Genomic DNA, 18023 nt, shown 5'->3' with positions numbered 1-18023 from the left:
CACACGCATCCTCCCCTTCGCGTTTACGACACTGTGCTCGCGCCGTTCGATCCAGTAAAGTGATGGTAAATGATGAACTCCATCATTATTTGTGATTTCTGGAATTCGCCATGGAGATGCGTCAACTGAAGATTTTCTGTGCGGTGGCGGAGCACGGCAGCTTCACAGCGGCGGCCGAGAAAGTGCACACCGTGCAGTCCAACGTCACGATGCGCGTCAAGGAACTCGAAGCCGAACTCGGTCAGCCACTGTTTGTCCGGCAAAAGAGCGGCGTGGTGCTCACTTCGGCCGGGCAAACCTTTCTGGGCTACGCCCAGCGCATCCTCCAGCTCACCGAAGAGAGCCGCAACGCGCTGCTCGACACCGCAACGCCGGCAGGCACGTTACGGCTCGGCTCGATGGAGACGACCGCGGCAATACGCCTGCCCCAGGTATTGGCCAAATACCGCGAGAAGTATCCTCAGGTCCACTTGTCACTGCTCACCGGCACGACCGCCGAGCTGATCAAGGCTGTCGAGAGTCATCGCCTCGATGGCGCATTCGTCGGCGGTCTTCACCAGAATCCGGTGCTCGCGCAAGACGAGGTCTTCCAGGAGGAACTGGTCCTCGTGAGCAGCTGCGAGTTCGCCTCGCTCGACGACCTCATCCATGTCATGCCACAGCAGACGGTGCTGGTCTTCCGCACGGGCTGTTTCTATCGCTCCACGCTCGAACACTGGTTCTATCAGGTCGGACTCGTGCCCAACCAGGTGCTCGAACTGGGCACGCTCGACGGCATCCTCTCGTGCGTGGCCGCGGGCATGGGCGTGACGCTGTTGCCAAAGGCCGTTGCGCAAAACTACGCAGCGCGCCAGGCCATCGCCCTCCACGCGCTTCCGCGCGAGTTCGCCAACGTCAAGACGGTATTCATCCGCCGCAACGGCACACTGGCGACACCGGCATTGAGCGAGTTTGTCGCGCTCGCGCGCGACCAGCTCGCGCTTTCCACTGACAACACGAAAGCGACGCGCACGAGTACGACGAATCGCAAGAGCACGCGGCGTTCGACGGCGGCCGCCTGAGCGCCGCCGAACACCGCATCAGGGTCAGTATGCGGCGCGGCACTCGGCCGGCTCCCCCTGCGCCAACGCACGGCTTGCGACGTCTACCAGGCCATTGGGCATCGCCCGGGCATGCGCCGCATCCGCCGACGCCGGCAGGCCCGCCACCAGCTCTGCCATGCGCTCCGCCGCAGGCACGACGCTGCCGATCTTGCTGACGCCCTGCCCCGCATAGAGCGAGAGCTTCTGCGCCATGCGCGGTTTGTCGATCAAGCGTGCGCCGCCGCCAACGAAACGCAGCAGGTTCCACCTGTCGCGATTGGGAATCACGCAATGGGGCGTGCCGTACGGCCAACCGAACGAATATCCGGTGCGATACTCGATGTCGTCCACGCTGGCTTCGACGATCTTTTGCTTGTAGAGCGGATGCGCATTCGATTCGTCGGTCGCAACGAACGCGGTGCCCACGAGCACCCCCGAGGCGCCGAGCAGCATCGCGGCCCGGACGTCGTCGCGCGTCGTCATGCCCCCGGCCGCCAGCACGGGACGCCCCTGCGCGACCTCGCAGATCGCGGGCAACAGCGACATGACGCCGATCGTCCCCCGGTTGAGGTGGCCGCCGCTTTCGCTACCCTGCGCGACGACGATATCCGCGCCGTTCCGGATCGCGTGCCGGGCGAGCGCAACCGAGCCCACCTGGACCATGACGATCATGCCGGCATCCTTGGCGCGCGGGATCATGTCCGCCGCATAGTCTTCGGCGTAGAACAACGACAGCATGCGCGGCCGCTCCTGCAACACGACCTGGAACTGGGCTTCGAACACGGTCGGGCCGCCGAACTTCGGCACGAGATTCACGCCGAAGGGCTTGTCCGTCAGCTCCCGCGTTTCCTGTATCCACCGGCGCAGCGCGAGCGGCGGCAAACGCAGCCCGCCAAGCGTCCCCATGCCGCCGGCATTCGCCACCGCGGCAACCAGCTTCGGGCCGGAAATCGCCGCCATGCCGCCGAGAAAGACGGGATACCGGACGCCGCACAGCTGCGTGACCGCGTTGCCGCCAAAGGCCGATTTGAATTCGCTCATCGCTCAAAGCTCCACGTGTTTGCCAAGCATCCGCTTGAGGGCGTCATTTCCCAGCGCGAAATGATTCTTCAGTGCTCCGAACAGATGCAACGCGAAGCCCAGCAGAAAAGCCGTCGCCCCGATATCGAAGAGAATGTCCACGACCCGTTGCACTGCCACGCTGGGCTCGATGAGCGTGGGGATCGTCAATCCCCCCGGCAACTCGACGGCGACACCGGCTGCCGCCCTGGAAAGCCATACGGCCACCGGCAGCAGCACCATGGCGAGCGCGAGGCCCACCGCCACGGAGCGGCTGACGATCACTTCGACGGGGTTCGGCGAGCCCACCGGCAGCGGATGATACGAAGAAAGCCGTGCCCAGAGCCGATAGATCGACACGACGAACAGCACGGTGCCCAGCAGATTCTGCGTACGCACGAGGCTCAGTCGTTGCGCGTCATCCGCGCCAAGGATGAGCGCGATGCTGCATCCGACGATCGACAGCAGCAGCGCTGCGACGATCCAGTGCAGCGCGATCGTGATGGGCGAAAAGCCCAGACCGTTGTCACGCATTTGCATGATTGTCTCCTTGTTGGCGTTCTCTAGTGGCTGACCGCTCCGGACGCGCCGAACCCGGTCTGCGCGCGGATGGCCTGCTCGCCGAAGTTGTCGCGCTCGCGCTGCGCCTGCTCGCTGCGGTCCGTGACGGAACCCAGCCAGGCGAACAGGAACGCGATGGTCATCGACACGATGGCCGGATAATCGTAGGGAAAGATCGCTTTCGCATGGCCCAGCACCGTGACCCAGATGGCGGGCGACAGAATAACGAGCGTGACGGCGCTCACGAGGCCCGCGATGCCGCCGGCAAGCGCGCCGCGCGTCGTCAGCCCCTTCCAGTACATCGAAAGCGCGAGAACCGGAAAATTCACCGAAGCGGCGACGCCGAACGTCAGTGCAACGAGGAAGGCGATATTCTGATCCTTGAACACGATGCCCAGCAGCACCGCGACCGCGCCAATGCCAACCGACGCGATTCTGGACACCCGCCGCTCGCTCGCGGGATCGGCCCGGTTCTTCTTGAGCACCATCACATAGAGGTCGTGCGAGATGGCTGACGTACCCGCCATCGTGAGCCCGGACACGACGGCAAGGATGGTCGCGAACGCAACGGCCGACAGGAAACCCAGCAGCAAATTGCCGCCGAGCGCCTGGGCGAGATGCATGACCGGCATATTGCTGCCGCCGATCAGCTTGCCTCCGGTCAGGCCACCTACATAGAACGACGGGTTGCGGCCGACAATCGCGATCGCCGCCACGCCGAGCACCATGATGACCAGATAGAAGAAGCCGATGAAGCCCGTGGCAACGAACACCGACTTGCGCGCTTCTTTCGCATCCGGCACGGTGAAAAAGCGCATGAGGATGTGGGGCAACCCCGCGGTGCCAAACACCAGTCCGATCGCGAGCGATATCAGCGCAACGGGATCGGACACCAGCTTGCTCGGCAGCAGGATGTGCATGCCGCTCCTGTGCGCGGCGACCGCCTGCTCGAACAGTGCGTTCAGCGAAAAGCCGAACCGGTACAGTGCGAGAACGGCCAGCAGCGTGCCGCCGAACAGCATCAGCGCGGCCTTGATGATCTGCACCCATGTGGTGGCCACCATGCCGCCGAAGGTCACATAGACCACCATCAGCAGGCCGACCACGACAATCGCGTCGTTATAGGGAAGACCGAACAGCAACTGGATCAATTGCCCCGCGCCGACCATCTGGACAACCAGGTAAAAGCAGACAACGGTCAACGAACCGAAGGCGGTCATCGTGCGAATCCGGTTCTGGTCGAGCCGGTACGACGCGATGTCGGCGATCGTGACGCGGCCCAGATTGCGGATGCGCTCCGCGAACAGGAACAGCAGCAGCGGCCAGGCGACGAAAAAGCTGATCGCGTAGATCACACCGTCGTAGCCGTGGAAAAAGATCATGCTGGTCACGCCCAGCAACGCCGCCGCCGACATATAGTCGCCGGCCAGCGCCATGCCGTTCTGGAATCCGGTGATGCCTCCCCCGGCGGTGTAGAAGTCGTCCATGGAACGAGTGCGCGACGCCGCCCAGTACGTGATGCCCAGCGTCGCCACGGCGAAGACCAGGAACATCGCGATCGCCGTGAGATTGAGGGGACGCTGTTCAACCTCGTGCAGGACCTCCGCGGCCGCCGCGCGAGTCGCGACGCCCAGCAGCAGCGGGAAGACGAGAGCAAGACCGGCGCGCTTCATGGTTTCGCTCCCGCCAGGATCTGGGCAGTGAGCGCGTCGAATTCGCCATTGGCGCGGCGAACGTACAGGCCCGTGAGGCACCAGCTGCCGCCGATCAGCGCGACGCCGATCGGCCAGCCGATATTGACGATACTGTCTGCGGAAAGCCGGATGGCCAGCAAAGCGGGGGCGAATCCGACTAGCACAATGAAGCCGCAATAGGGAATCAGCGTGATAGCCGTCAGCCAGGCAATGTATCTGCGCCGGCGTTTGACCAGCGTGGCGAACACGGGATTGCTACGAATCCCGTGCAGGGTCGTGGGGTTCATCCGATTGTCTCCGTTCATGGAAGCTATCCGGCTTGCCCTCTCCCGTGATATCGCCGTCGATCCACCGGGGGCTGCCGCTTCTCGTGAACTTCACAATAGGTCGAACCAACAATCTCCTCAAATGATGTTTCGTGATGGCTGCAATCTGTTTGAGTGAAGCGTGGCGCTTCCCGTCACGATTCAATCAGATACGCTTGCCGGATTCGGCTTGCCTGTGCGCCTCGAGCAGCGCGGCGAACCGTTCCAACGCGGCCACGCTGCTGTGAACGGAGTGGTATTCCTGTTGGCCGATACGTGCGTCGAGCACAATTGTCATGCCGGATTGCCGGGCGAGATTGAGGATATCCATCTCACACTCCTTGCCTGAAAACTGGGTAAATCGCGTCGCGTGAATGCAGCGCTTCCTGGTAGTGAGATTACGCGCGGCACCACAAAGATCAACGCGGCGCGGACGAAATCACCGTTATGAAACGCCGAACAATCACACGTCTCACGATGATTCGCCTGCGCCCCTTATGTTTTCGGCGGCACCGGATGCTCAGAAGCCTTGTGCGGTTCCGGTAGAATGCGCGACCAGCAGCACGACACCCAGTATGCAAGCCCCAATCATCGCGGCCAGCACAACCGCCACGAACGGCAGCCACTTGAAGTTCACGCTGGCGAGATCGGCTTCGTGCGACGCGCTCTTGCGCACGCCGAAGAAGCTCCACAGAACCATGCGCATCATTCGAACGAGTTCCATCATTGACTCCGGTTACGTCGATCAGGTCGATCGGATACCGTGATCTTCAACCTTGCGCACTCACAAAAAAAGCAGCAGTTACGAACGATTCGAGCGATGCAGCCAATGCACGCGCTGGCTGCCTGTGCGCAACGAACGAACAGAAAAAGAAACGCCCCGGTACTCGCGCACCGGGGCGAAAGGCTTGCCACGCTACAGGCAAAAAGAGCCGCAAGCTCTGCGGGTTTAGGTGATGATCCAGGCACTCGCGCAGTAATCCCGGCGCATCCCGGGAGAACAGACCCGGACTGCGATACGCACTGCCCGCAATGATCCGCCCCCGGCGCAAGCACGTATAGAAGCAGTCGACGCATAATTGAGCGTAGCAGACCGGATTTCCCGTCCGGTGCGCCATGAGAAAATCGATCGAAGCACGAGTCCATCCATGACCTCTCTGGAAGACCCCGGACGCATGACACGCTATGAACGCCTCGCGCAGAGCATGGCCGCCGAGATTCGCTCCGGCAACCTGAAGCCGGGCTCACGCATGCCGTCGCTGCGGCAGATCATTGCGCAGCACGGCGTGAGTCAGTCCACAGCGGCGCGTGCTTACTACGTGCTCGAACAGTGGGGCCTCGTGCGCGCCGAAGAACGTTCGGGCTACTACGTCGCGCCGCCCTCGAAGCCCAGCAAGACGGAATCGCGCGCAACGACGGGCGAATCCGCCACCGTCGATATCAGCGAGCTGGTGTTCTCCGTGCTCGATGCCGCCAAGCGCCCCGGCATCGTGCCGCTCGGCTCCGCCTTCCCTTCCCCGCTGCTGTTTCCGCTGTCGCGCCTGGCGAAATCGCTCGGCCAGGCGGCGCGCAGCGTGAGCCCGTGGAGCACGGTGGTCGATCTGCCGCCCGGCAACGAGAACCTGCGGCGGCAAATTGCGCTGCGCTACATGCGGGTCGGCATCTCGCAGCCGGCCGAGGAAATCATCATCACCAACGGCGCGCTGGAAGCGCTCAACCTTTGTCTGATGGCGGTCACGCAGCCCGGCGATATCGTCGCTGTGGAGTCGCCGGGCTTTTATGCCGCGCTTCAGGCGATCGAGCGGCTCGGCCTGCGCGCGGTCGAAATTCCCGTCGATACCGCCACGGGGCTCGACCTCGACGCGCTGGCGCAAGCGCTGGACAAGCACCCCATCCGCGCCTGCTGGTTCATGACGAATTTCCAGAACCCCACGGGCGTCACGCTGTCGGCGGCAAAGAAAGAAGCGCTAGTCGAACTGCTCGCGAAACATGAGGTCCCGCTCATCGAAGACGATGTGTACGGCGAGCTGCACTACGCGCCGAACTATCCGCCGCCGGCCATCGCGTTCGACCGGCGTGGCCTCGTCATGCACTGCGGCTCGTTTTCGAAGAATCTGGCGCCGGGTTATCGCGTGGGCTGGGCGAGCGCTGGGCGCTTCGCAGAACGCGTGCAGCGCCTGAAGCTCATGACGACGATCTCGGCGAGCATTCCCGCCCAGGCCGGCATTGCCGACTACCTGGAGCATGGCGGCTACGAGCGTCATTTGAAGAAGATCCGGCTAGCCATGCAGACGCAGCGCGATGCGATGATCGAGGCGATCCGCCGATGGCTGCCTGAAGGCACGCAGTACACGCGGCCCGAGGGCGGCTATTTTCTGTGGCTCACGTTCCGCGAGCGCATCGACGCCATGGCGCTCCATCGTCTCGCGATCGAACGCGGGATCAGTGTCGCGCCCGGCCCGCTCTTTTCCGCGTCACGTGCATTCGAAAACTGCATACGGCTCAATTACGGGCATCCCTGGTCGGCGCGCATCGATGAGGCGATCCGCACACTGGGCGAACTGCTCGTTCATCCCGATGTGTGTGCCTGATCGCGTTCGATCGATGCGCGCGGCGCCAACCCATGGCAGCCTTAACTGCCAAAGAACAGGTTGCAGAAGCTTGCCGGGCCTACACACGTATTGGCGTCCCGCGCCGGCGTCGTAGCCGGACGCCGCGGCGCCTGATACGTATTCGCCCGGGACGTATCGGCCTGGGCCGTTTGTTGAGCTTCCGAATGCGCGGGAGCGAGGGATTCGGCGTGGACAGCGAAGCTGGCCGACAGCGAGCAAGCAAAAAGGACAGCAGTAAGCAATTTCATTTCAATCTCTCTAGCAAGGTGAGGGAGGCGACGCCTCCGGGGAAACAGCCTGGCCAGATTAATCACTTTCACTAGTCAAGAGAATCCCGCAACCGCGGGAATGATCCTTCCATTTCATGGGAGTATCGGGGAAGCCGGCGTGTTCGTCATAAGCAGTACTGCCAACGAATATCCAGTTGTGCAATACGTAAGACTTCGCTACCTCTTCGGCGCTGAACGCCCTCGCTTGCCTCTCGCGGGAAGCCGTCATGCCATCATCGCGAGCGCTTCGCTTCGCTTGATCGGTTGCGGTACGCGTATCACGTCATCGGCACCCGCCTTCGCGGGCGCCCGATAGAACTCGGTGCAGAAGTCGACGAACATCCTGAGCCGCACCGGGATCAGTTCCCGGTGAGCATAGAAGAGGCACAGTTCAACGCTGCTATCCGATACCGTGCACTCCGGCAGGACGTGCACGAGATCCCCCATATCGATATCTTCGCGAACCATGGCTTCCGGCAGCGTGGCAATGCCGGTGCCGTCGAGCGCTGCCGCGCGCAGCAGCGCCTCGTTGCCTTCCATCGACGACATGGGCGCTATGCTCACTTTCCGGCCGCCCTCATGCAGATCGATGGAGTCCGCACTCTTCTTTCTCGTTTCCGGATCGATCAGCAGAAAATGACTGGCGAGCTTCGCAGCGGATTCCGGTGCACCGTATTGCTCGAGATACGCGGGAGAGGCCACGAGAATGCGAGGCGACCGCAATAGCGTCCGGCGAATCACCGTGGACTGCTCCACGAGCTGAGGCGGAAGCATGGCGATATCGAACCGGCCGTCGAACAGGTTCGTGGCGTGATCCTGAACGGAAACTACCAGACTCACATGAGGCGCGATCGCGCGATAGCGCCGTACCAACCGCGAGAACGTTCCGCTCACCAGCATAGGATGCACGACAAGCCGCAACTTTCCGCCGTTGACCTCATGCTCCATCGCAATACGCCGGTTCGCCTCGTCAAGCTCTTCGAGCAAACGGCAGCAAATCAGGTAGTACGATTGCGCGGCGTCCGTCAAGGAAACCGACCGCGTGGTCCTGAGCAAGACTCTCGTCTGGACGCATTCTTCGAGCCTGGCGATCGCTTTCGAAACGGAACCGGTGGTCACGTTCAACGATTCGGCGGCCTTGCTGAAACTCTGATACCGCGCAGCGGCGACGAATGCGCGCAACATGTAAAGCTGATCCATCTCGCACCTCACAAGTTTATTGCCTGGCCGACGAGTCAAGCGTAGGCGCGCAAGCCGTGCGACGGTATCGTCCGATGTGGTGTGATGCCTTATGCAGGCGCGTGCGCGGTTAATACATTCGGATGGCCTGAACGAGCGGCCGGCATAGCGCCGCTTGCGTCAGACCCGGCCGCGCCCGAATTCCGGACCTGCGGCCACGTCACGTCTTCAGCAATTCACTAACCAGTGCGAGAAGTCCCGCGTCATCCACGGGCTTCGAGAAGAAGCCTGCCGCGCCGTTACGTTTTGCGCGCTCCAGCACTTCCCGGCTCGCGTACGCGGTAATGAAAATGACGGGGATCGGACGCTTCCATCGCTTGATCGACTCGAGCAGCGCAAAGCCGTCCATGCCCGGCATCTGGATATCGGCAACGACGAGTTTCAGTTTCGAACGGCGCGTATCGCCCAGAAGCTGGCCGGCGGACGCGTAGTCGACGACGTTCCAGCTCGCCGAACGCAGCGAACTGGACAGCGCCATCCGGACGGATTCATCGTCGTCCACCATGGCGATGGTTGCAGACGAGCGCGCGGGTGTTATCTGGGGTCCGGTGGCCATCGAAAGATGCAGAGAGGTTGAATCTTTCTGCAAAATACAGGCCCGCCGAGGGGCCAGCAATCACACCTTCGGATGATTCTTGCGACAGTCCGTATTAGCGGGGCGAGATCCGCGCGCTGACGAAGGGAACACGCAGCGAGACGGCAATGCCTATCTCGCGTTCTGGGGGGCTTGCTGCACCTGTTGCAACTTCCTGATGAGTTCGGCCACGGAGCGCGCATTGAGCTTGTGCATGGCTTGGGCCCGATGGATCTTGACCGTGACTTCGCTCAGGCACAGGAGGTCGGCAATCTGTTTGTTTAGCAGACCTTCCGTCACCAGCCCGATCACTTCGCGCTCGCGTGCGGTGAGCGAATCGTACGCTTGACGGATGCCCGCAACGAGCCTCGCCTGGCGCCGCAATTCGCCATCGCGTTTGAGCGCCGCGGCGATCGTATCAAGCAGATCCTGATCCTTGAATGGCTTTGTCATGAAATCGAAAGCGCCCGCTTTCATCGCCTTGACTGTCATGCCGATATCGCCATGTCCCGTCAGGAACACGATGGGAAATCGAATGCTCTCTTTAAAAGCTTCCTGCTGCAACGTGAGACCGCTCTCGCCGCGCAACCGGATGTCGAGAATGAGACAGCTCGGCACGTCCGGCATTTTCCCGGCGAGAAATTCGTCAGCCGATTCGAACGCACGCACCTCGATGCCCACGGACATGAGCAGACTGGTTAGCGCGCCTCGAATGGACTCGTCGTCGTCGATCACGTACACGAGCGAGTCCGGTAGTTGTTCACTTCGCGTCCCAACGCTATCGTGTTTCATCGCTCGATCTTCGAAAAGTTCGTGATGGCGAAAAAGTGCCGATGCTCGCCATATGGTAAGCAATAGCAAGACGTATCGCCACCGCTTGCGCACGGTAAGCCGTGTCTTCCTTTGAAGCAGGCGCCCCCATAAATCATGCCCGGTAGCCCGGCGGCTTTTGGCGCACCACGCCTGGGAACTACACGGCTCATCCCTGCGTATGAGGGACCACATGCCAGCAAGATGCAGCTTCAGCCATTCGGAGAATGGTCAGCCTGACGCTGCACGCTTAACCTTCTTTCAGCGGGTCATCGCGCTATCGGGATCATCGGTCAGGTTGGGTGCGCAAAATGAAAGTCGCTATTGTGGTGCTGGATGGTGTACAGGCCATGGATATGGCGGGCCTGCTCGACGTGTTCTCCGAAGCGAATCGGTTGCTCGGCGAGACGCGCCAGTATCAGCTGCCCCTCATTGGCGTGCACGCAGGCGAGGTTGCCTGTTCGAACGCGATGCAGCTTTGCGTGCCATGGGCCTATGCCGACTTTCGCGCAAACATCGATGTGCTGCTGGTAACAGGCGCCGCCCACACAACGCATGCCCGGCCGAAACAGGATTTGCTGGACTGGCTGCGGCGCCGCGCATTCGAGTCGAAGCGATACGGCTGCGTTTGCAACGGCGCATGGCTGCTCGGGAGAGCCGGTCTGCTCGATGGCAAGGAGATTGCCGCGCGCTGGAGCGACGCGAGCCGGATGGCCAGCGAATTCCCGCGTGCCCGCATCCGTCCCGACAAGAACCTGATTCGCGATGGACGCCTGATTTCGTCTGCCGGCGCGGCCGCCGGACTCGATCTTGGCCTCGCGCTCATCGCGCAAGACTGGGGCCAGAAGCTCGCCGAACAGGTGGCACGACGTCTTGGCGCCAATCTGCAGAGCGAGCCCTGCCAACGAAATCCTTACGATGCGCCGCTCACCGATGAAAGTTCGATTATCGGCAAAGTACAACGCCATATCGACGACCATCTTTCCGATGTGCTTTCGATAGAGCAACTCGCCGAGGCGGTCTACGTGAGCCGGCGCACGCTATCGAGAATCTTTGCGAAGTATCTCCACACGACACCTTCCGCATTCGTGGATCAGGTCCGCGTCGGTGCTGCAAAGCGGCTATTGCAGGAGCGCAACATCCCGATGAAAACCGTTGCGTTCGACTGTGGCTTTCATAACGCTACGCACATGCGCATGGTGTTTCAACGGCGCCTCAAGCTCACTCCCCGGCAATACCGCCAACAGTCCCACACTACCGAGGCCGCCGCCTGAGTGATCGCCGCGTGCACAGCCTCGCGATCCCGCCGCGATTTGTTCTCGCGGCGCAAGACTCTTTGTCCATGGTGTGTGTTCGCACTCGCAACGGATGCGCCTACAGTGCATCCCCATCGGATCCGTCGATTCGAACGGCCAACCGGCCAGCTTACCCATAATGCGAGACACACAATGAGCACTTCCAAGGTCGTCATCGTCACCGGAGCATCGCAAGGCATCGGCGCGGAAACCGTCAAGGCGTTCCGGGCGCAAGGCCATCGCGTGGTTGCCACGGCCCGTTCCATCACGCCGGCCGCCGAGGCCAACTATGTCGCCGTGGCCGGCGACATCGGCGACGCCGCCACGGCTCGCCGCGTGGTGAAGGCCGCCATCGAGCACTTCGGCCGTGTCGATACGCTCGTCAACAACGCGGGCATTTTCATTGCGAAGCCCTTCACGCAGTACACCGCCGACGACTACGCCGCGATCCTGAACGTCAACCTGAACGGCTTCTTCCACATCACGCAATATGCGATCGAAGCGATGCAGAAGCACGGCAGCGGCCACGTGGTGAGCGTCACCACCACGCTTGCCGACAAGGCGAACAGTAAAGTCCCGTCCGTTCTTGCGTCGCTCACCAAGGGCGACCTGAACGCTGCGACGCGGTCGCTCGCAATCGAGTATGCGCGTGCGGGCATCCGTGCCAACGCGGTTTCGCCTGGGGTGATCAAGTCGCCAATGCATGCGCCCGAAACGCACGCCACGCTCGGCGCGATGCATCCGGTCGGTCGCATGGGCGAAATGAGCGACATCGTCAATGCCATTCTCTATCTCGACTCGGCACCGTTCGTGACGGGCGAGATCCTGCACGTGGACGGCGGCCAGAGCGCAGGCCAATAAGCGCTTGAGCATCGCCCGCGCCCCCGGCCTGGATGGGCCGTCGGGGCGTGGGTGCGAGGCGGCCGCTTATGCCACGTTGGTTAGCGTCTTCGTAATGACGAGCCATGTGTCGCGCTGGCGCATGATCGAAAAATAATTGTAGTAGTTGAAACCCAGCATGCGTACGTGCAATTTCGCCGTCGCGATGTTCTTCTGAACATCGAGCATCAGCAGTTCCGTTTCGACCGGCTCGCCTAATTCGGCCGGCGATTTCCTGTTTGCGACACCCGCAAGATACTCGTCGATCGTCTTGTAGTAGGGCTCGCCGTTCACCTCCCCCGCCACGAGCGCGCGCGCATCGAACACCGTTCTCAACTGCTCCACATCGCCGCGCCAGGTGGCGTCGAAATAGCGCTGGACGAGTTCGACGATTTCGTTGCTATCGTTCATTGCATCACTCTCCTTATGGATTCAAGCCTCGGTCCGGGAAGTCGAAGCGGGCTGCGCAATCGCTCGCGCAGCCCGCTTCGAACAACCTGGATCCAACACGATCAGGCAAGCGGCCCCTCGATCTCGTTGAGTCTTTCTTCGAGCGCGTTGACGCTCGCATAGCCCGAATGCACGGCGTAGGTCCGGCCCTGTTCTTCAAGCAGCAAGGTCGGGAACGACGCGACGCCAAGCGCTCGTGCGCGGGCGAAATCGCGCTGCGTCTCCTCTTTCGTTTCTGCTGCCGCCCATGCCCGGTAGAACGCGTCGGCACTGACCTGAACGCCCACGGCGTCCAGCGCCGTTGCGGCGAGTTCACTCAACACGCGACCGTCGGTCGTATCGAGCCCTTGCACATAGAACCCGTTCTGGAGCGCGCGGAACACCGAGAGCAAGGCGTCGCCACTGGCGAAGCGGCGCGCCGCCACGACGGCACGGCACACGGGCTCGGTATCGTAGACGAACCCCTCGCGCCCCATGAACGCTTCGCGGTTGAACGGCAAGCCGCTCAGCGCTTCCACGCGCTGCCAGTGCTGCAGCCGGAAACGCTTGCCGGTTGCGTCGAGAACATCGGTCGCGCCAGCGCGAATACCGCCGACCACGATTTCCAGTTTCAGATCCGGCACGCGCGCGACGAGCGCCGAAAGCTCCTTGCCAAAGCCATAGCACCACGAACACATCGGATCGCCAACATAGATCAGTTTCATTCTTGCTCGCTCAAATGAAGAGACAACGCAGGGCCCGCAGGACCCCATGCCCCGCATCGCTCCCAGCCATCAGCGTCACTATAGGGTTCCGGCCTGACTCGATAAACGCCGTAGCCAGAACTTCTTTTGTTACATGGCGGAAAGACGAAATGCGCCTCACGAGCAGACTGGCGCGGTCGTACTGGCCTAGAACATGTCCGAAGGCGTTTGATGACCTGCACGCGTGCCCCCGGACTCCTCTGCATCCCTCGACGGGATGAACGGCCCGGTGATCATGTCCGAATAGCTCATGCCAGGCCCGACCATCGGAAACACATCGGCATCCTGATCGATCATGACTTCGAGGAAAGCCGGACCGTCAAACGCCACGAAAGCCCTGAGTTTTTCCTCGACTTCGCCCAGGGCCTCGACGCGCTGCGCGAACTCGAACCCGTCGGCACGCGCGGCCATGACAAAGTCCTTTCGATGAAGCGACTTGTCGCTCACACACAGGCGCCCGTCGTAAAAGAGACGCTGCCACTGCCGGATCATCCCGTCACCGACATTGTTGAACAGCAGCACTTTGACCGGCACGCCATACGTGGTCGCGGTTTCCAGATCGCCGATATTCATGCGCATGCTGCCGTCGCCGTCGATGTCGATCACGAGGGCATCCGGGCGTCCCAACTGGGCGCCGATCGCAGCGGGCAAGCCAAAGCCCATCGTCCCCATGCTGCCCGAGGTGAGAAAGCTTCGCGGCTCGACGAAGTCGAAGAACTGCGCGGCCCACATCTGGTGCTGGCCCACGCCCGTAGTGACGATAGCCCGCCCGCCGGTAATCTCGCTCAACTTCTCCACGACGAATTGCGGCTGAATGAGCGGGCTCTGGCGGTCGTAGTTCATGCCGTAGCGCTGTTTGAGCTCCGCGATGTGGTCGAGCCACGCCAAAGGCGCCTGGACCTGCGCTTCGTGTTTCATCAGCGAAAGCAACGTGTCCTTCGCGTCGCCCACATGAGTCCAGTGCGCGCGCTTCACCTTGTTGATCTCCGCTTCGTCGATATCGATGTGCGCGACATAGCGCGCTCGCGGCGCAAAGGCGTGAGGGCGGCCGCCGGCGACGCGATCGTCGAATCGCGCGCCCACGGCAATCAGGAAGTCGCAATCTTCCACCGCGTAGTTCGCGCAAGCCGCGCCGTGCATGCCCAGCATGCCGAGCCCCAGCTCGTGCTTCACGGATATCGAGCCGAGCCCCATCAACGTGTTCACGACGGGAATCCGGTAGCGCTCGGCGAACTGGCGCAACTCCGCCGTGGCGCCGGCCGTAATGATGCCCCCGCCTGCATAGAGCAGCGGGCGCTTGCTTTGCGCCAGCAGATCGAAGAATTCATGGCGCTTGCTCTCTTCGAGACGTGCTCCCTTCGCCACCTTGCGAAGCCGGTCGGAATAGCCGCGAAACGCCAACGTGCCGTGCCCCTGCCAGGTGCCGGTCCAGTTCTGGATGTCTTTGGGCACATCCACGACAACCGGGCCGGGACGACCGGTGCGCGCGACTTCGAACGCAGTGCGCAGCGTTTGTTCGAGCTTGTCCGGGTCGGTCACCAGAAACACCTGCTTGGCGCACGCCGACATGATGTTGAACACCGGCGCTTCCTGGAACGCGTCGCTGCCGATCGCAGCACGCGGCACCTGCCCGCAGATGAGGACCACCGGGACCGAATCGCCATTGCAGTCGGCAATCGGCGTCACCGCATTGGTCGCGCCGGGACCCGACGTCACCATGAACACACCAACCTTTCCGCGCGCGCGCGCGTACCCCGCGGCCATGAAACCGGCGGTCTGTTCGTTGGCGGGTACGACGAGGTTAATCTGACGCTCGGGCTCGTCGGCATGCAGTTCGTTGAAACGAAACACCGCGTCGTAGGTCGGCAAGATCGCGCCGCCGCTATAGCCGAACACGGTATCGACACCCTGTTCGCTCAGTACGCGCAAGATGATGTCGGCGCCTGACATCGGTTCGCCGGGAAGCGGCGCTTTATGGGGGGCTTCTGAAGCTATTTTTGGGTTCTGGGTCATACCTGACTCGCACGGAAACGGGCGCTGATGCGATCAGCGGCCAAACATAACAGATCATTTCCCTTCCGACTCAAGAACAGCGTATGTCCCCTACCAGTTCGTGGACGACGGCTTCAGCGGGTTCTCCGCACGAAGCACAGTCCACCCGGCACTCTTTTGACGTGCGCCTGGAAATACCGTGAGAAAGGGCTCTGAAGATTCTGACAACGATTGAAGCGGTGTGCGTCGGCAATTAGGTGGTCTGTGGGCCAGGATGAGTCGCATCCGGGCCACGACGGCTGACCGTTGCCTACTCCTACCATTCGGCAATGCCCACGTCCAGCTCCTCGTCGTAGAACGCAACCAGAAACTCTTCGGGCATCAACCACGAGTCGACGCTCACGGTTTGCGCGCCAACATCGACATCGACCTTCGCGTCGGCGTCCACGGACTTCATCGCATGCACGATCGTCGGAAGATCGTCCGTACGGATTTCAGTTTTCATCGCGAACTTCATTTTTCACCTCTCTGTCTGGATAACCAGTCTGGATAACTATAAGATCAACGCCCAATGCCGCCAACCAGGCCAGCCTCAATTCACTCTTTACATCGCGTAACCAAAACCAGCGGCACGAGGCGATCATCCAACTTTGTCGAGTACGTCCACCTCTTCGGTGAATGCCATGACCGCTGCCCGCACGCCTGCGACACCCAGGCCATTCAATCGGAGCAGTTCAGAACGGTCGCCGTGCTGGACGAACTCGTCGGGAAGTCCGAGCCGTAGCATTCGTACAGCCCACCCTTCCGCCGCGATCCGTTCGGCGCATGCGGCACCCGCTCCGCCAATCACGGTGCCTTCTTCGAGTGTCACGATCACCTCGTGCTCGTTTGCAACCGTCAGCAACAAATCTTCATCGAGCGGCTTCACGAAGCGCATATCGACCACGGTCGCATCGATCTCCTTTGCGACTTCCATCGCGACCGAGAGCAAGGGCCCAAACGCCAGAAACGCCACCCGCGCGCCGCCCTGCTCGCCAGACACCCGGCAAATCACGCCTCTTCCGAGCGGCAGCGTCTCTTTTGTCTGCTCAATGACCTCAGATCCGGTTGTCGCCCGCGGGTATCGCACGGCGCACGGTCCAGGCCACGCAAGACCCGTGTTCAGCATGCGATAACATTCCTTTTCATCGGACGGGGTCATCACCACCATATTCGGGACGCAGCGCAGCGCCGCGATGTCGAACGCACCCAGATGCGTAGCACCATCGCCCCCGGCAATCCCCGCGCGATCCAACGCGAACAAAACCGGCAGATTCTGCAGGGCAACATCGTGAATCAGTTGGTCATACCCGCGCTGAAGAAACGTCGAGTAGATGGCGACAACGGGCCTCATACCCTCAACGGCGAGGCCGGCCGCCAGCGTGACAGCGTGCTGTTCCGCGATACCCACGTCGATGTAGCGATCCGGATAACGACGCTCGAATTCGGTCAAACAGGACCCTTCGCTCATCGCGGGCGTGATGCCGAAGATTCGTTCATCCGTCGTCGCCGAGTCACACAGCCATTGGCCAAATACCTGGCTATAGGTCAGCTTGCCGCCTCTCGGACGCACGAGCCCTGTCTCAGGTTTGAACGGACTGGGCCCGTGATAAGCAACGGGCTCGCGTTCCGCCGGTCGATAACCCTTTCCTTTCTTCGTCACCACGTGGATGACGTGCGGCCGGTTGCGTGTCTTCGCGTCCCGCAGCGCGGCGAGTAGTTTCGCCATATCGTGGCCATCGACGGGACCGACGTAATCCAGACCCAGTGTTTCGAACAGGTTGGCTAGAGGGACCTTCGCTTCGTCGCGCCAACGCGTAACCAGCGACTCGAGATGATCATTCAGTCCGCCCACTGCCGGTGAAATCGACATGCGGTTGTCATTCAGAACAATCGTCAGCGGCAGCGCTTCGCAGGACCCCGCGTGATTCAGCGCTTCATAGGCCATGCCCGCGGACAATGAGCCATCGCCGATCACCGCAACGACGCGGGCGTCTCGACCGCGCAGGCCCAAGGCCATGCCGACTGCCGCCGAAATGGACGTGCCGGCGTGCCCGACACCGAACGCGTCGTAGGGAGACTCGTCACGCGCCGGGAAACCGGCCATCCCACCCACTTTCCGCACGCTTGCCATGCCCGCTTTTCTGCCGGTCAATATCTTGTGCGGATAGCATTGATGTCCCACGTCCCACACCAGGCGATCGCGCGGCGTGTCGAATACATAGTGAAGCGCAACGGACAACTCCACCACACCGAGGTTCGATGCCAGGTGGCCGCCGGTACTCGACACACTTTCGATCACGAATTCCCGAACCTCGTCCACGAGGCGCTGAAGCTCACGCTCCTCCAGATCGCGCAGATTGTTCGGGAAATCGATCATGTCAAGCAGGTTCATGACGTTGCTGTCCTTGATGTATGAA

18 protein-coding genes are annotated in these 18023 nt (G+C 61.7%); 4 read left to right on the top strand and 14 right to left on the bottom strand.

What is annotated here, in order from left to right; all coding sequences use genetic code 11:
* Positions 1-110 precede the first annotated feature (110 nt).
* Positions 111-1061 (top strand): LysR family transcriptional regulator, encoded by a 951-nt coding sequence (locus M3I56_RS11010; protein WP_254353849.1) that lies wholly within the window; start codon positions 111-113, stop codon positions 1059-1061.
* 24 nt (positions 1062-1085) lie between these two features.
* Here the strand turns inward: M3I56_RS11010 and M3I56_RS11005 are convergent, their stop codons facing one another.
* From M3I56_RS11005 to M3I56_RS10980, 6 genes are all read right to left on the bottom strand, one after another.
* Complete coding sequence (locus M3I56_RS11005) at positions 1086-2123, bottom strand: nitronate monooxygenase family protein (protein ID WP_254353847.1); 1038 nt, start codon at positions 2121-2123, stop codon at positions 1086-1088.
* Positions 2124-2126: 3 nt separating this feature from the next.
* A complete protein-coding gene (locus M3I56_RS11000) occupies positions 2127-2681 on the bottom strand; it encodes a cytochrome b (protein WP_254353846.1) in 555 nt (184 codons plus the stop codon).
* A gap of 23 nt (positions 2682-2704) precedes the next feature.
* The gene (gene actP / locus M3I56_RS10995; RefSeq protein WP_254353844.1) at positions 2705-4375 is read right to left on the bottom strand and encodes a cation/acetate symporter ActP; all 1671 of its coding nucleotides are present in this window, start codon (positions 4373-4375) and stop codon (positions 2705-2707) included.
* A complete protein-coding gene (locus tag M3I56_RS10990) occupies positions 4372-4701 on the bottom strand; it encodes a DUF485 domain-containing protein (RefSeq protein ID WP_254353842.1) in 330 nt (109 codons plus the stop codon). Before M3I56_RS10990 ends, actP begins: the two co-directional genes overlap by 4 nt.
* Positions 4702-4867: 166 nt before the next feature.
* Positions 4868-5032 carry a hypothetical protein gene (locus M3I56_RS10985; protein ID WP_254353841.1) on the bottom strand — a complete coding sequence of 55 codons (165 nt, stop codon included), beginning with the start codon at positions 5030-5032 and terminating at the stop codon, positions 4868-4870.
* A 189-nt stretch (positions 5033-5221) separates the two neighbouring features.
* Positions 5222-5425: a DUF2970 domain-containing protein gene (locus tag M3I56_RS10980; RefSeq protein WP_028202250.1), complete on the bottom strand. Its 204-nt coding sequence runs from the start codon at positions 5423-5425 to the stop codon at positions 5222-5224.
* A 451-nt stretch (positions 5426-5876) separates the two neighbouring features.
* Here M3I56_RS10980 and M3I56_RS10975 point away from each other — a divergent pair, with 451 nt between their 5' ends.
* A complete protein-coding gene (locus M3I56_RS10975; RefSeq protein WP_254353964.1) occupies positions 5877-7292 on the top strand; it encodes a PLP-dependent aminotransferase family protein in 1416 nt (471 codons plus the stop codon).
* Positions 7293-7807: 515 nt separating this feature from the next.
* On the opposite strand, the gene M3I56_RS10965 is transcribed toward M3I56_RS10975, so the two are convergent.
* The 3 genes from M3I56_RS10965 to M3I56_RS10955 all read right to left on the bottom strand — a co-directional run bounded on the left by M3I56_RS10965 (position 7808) and on the right by M3I56_RS10955 (position 10187).
* Positions 7808-8782 (bottom strand): LysR family transcriptional regulator, encoded by a 975-nt coding sequence (locus M3I56_RS10965; protein WP_254353838.1) that lies wholly within the window; start codon positions 8780-8782, stop codon positions 7808-7810.
* Between the two features lie 199 nt (positions 8783-8981).
* Positions 8982-9377 (bottom strand): response regulator, encoded by a 396-nt coding sequence (locus M3I56_RS10960; protein WP_254353836.1) that lies wholly within the window; start codon positions 9375-9377, stop codon positions 8982-8984.
* 150 nt (positions 9378-9527) lie between these two features.
* Positions 9528-10187: a response regulator transcription factor gene (locus M3I56_RS10955; protein WP_254353962.1), complete on the bottom strand. Its 660-nt coding sequence runs from the start codon at positions 10185-10187 to the stop codon at positions 9528-9530.
* Between the two features lie 329 nt (positions 10188-10516).
* On the opposite strand from M3I56_RS10955, the gene M3I56_RS10950 reads away from it, so the two are divergent.
* Together M3I56_RS10950 and M3I56_RS10945 are read left to right on the top strand one after the other, a co-directional pair.
* Positions 10517-11479: a GlxA family transcriptional regulator gene (locus M3I56_RS10950; RefSeq protein WP_302056774.1), complete on the top strand. Its 963-nt coding sequence runs from the start codon at positions 10517-10519 to the stop codon at positions 11477-11479.
* A gap of 174 nt (positions 11480-11653) precedes the next feature.
* On the top strand, positions 11654-12361 hold the full coding sequence (locus M3I56_RS10945; protein ID WP_254353833.1) for an SDR family NAD(P)-dependent oxidoreductase: 708 nt from the start codon (positions 11654-11656) through the stop codon (positions 12359-12361).
* Between the two features lie 66 nt (positions 12362-12427).
* Here the strand turns inward: M3I56_RS10945 and M3I56_RS10940 are convergent, their stop codons facing one another.
* The 5 genes from M3I56_RS10940 to dxs all read right to left on the bottom strand — a co-directional run bounded on the left by M3I56_RS10940 (position 12428) and on the right by dxs (position 17998).
* Positions 12428-12790, bottom strand: a complete 363-nt coding sequence (locus M3I56_RS10940; protein ID WP_254353831.1) for a nuclear transport factor 2 family protein — start codon at positions 12788-12790, stop codon at positions 12428-12430.
* A 101-nt stretch (positions 12791-12891) separates the two neighbouring features.
* Positions 12892-13533, bottom strand: coding sequence for a DsbA family protein (locus M3I56_RS10935; protein ID WP_254353829.1), 642 nt, complete (start codon positions 13531-13533; stop codon positions 12892-12894).
* A 186-nt stretch (positions 13534-13719) separates the two neighbouring features.
* Entirely contained in the window at positions 13720-15585 is a 1866-nt protein-coding gene (gene ilvB / locus M3I56_RS10930) for a biosynthetic-type acetolactate synthase large subunit (protein WP_254353828.1), read from the bottom strand.
* A 295-nt stretch (positions 15586-15880) separates the two neighbouring features.
* Entirely contained in the window at positions 15881-16081 is a 201-nt protein-coding gene (locus M3I56_RS10925; protein WP_254333541.1) for a copper chaperone, read from the bottom strand.
* Between the two features lie 123 nt (positions 16082-16204).
* Positions 16205-17998 (bottom strand): 1-deoxy-D-xylulose-5-phosphate synthase, encoded by a 1794-nt coding sequence (dxs, locus tag M3I56_RS10920; protein ID WP_254353827.1) that lies wholly within the window; start codon positions 17996-17998, stop codon positions 16205-16207.
* Positions 17999-18023 lie beyond the last annotated feature (25 nt).

Source organism: Paraburkholderia sp. CNPSo 3281 (genome assembly GCF_024206515.1).
In the GTDB taxonomy this organism is placed as follows: domain Bacteria; phylum Pseudomonadota; class Gammaproteobacteria; order Burkholderiales; family Burkholderiaceae; genus Paraburkholderia; species Paraburkholderia nodosa.
Note: the sequence above shows the minus strand (reverse complement) of the source record. Positions and strands in the feature narration are given on the sequence as shown.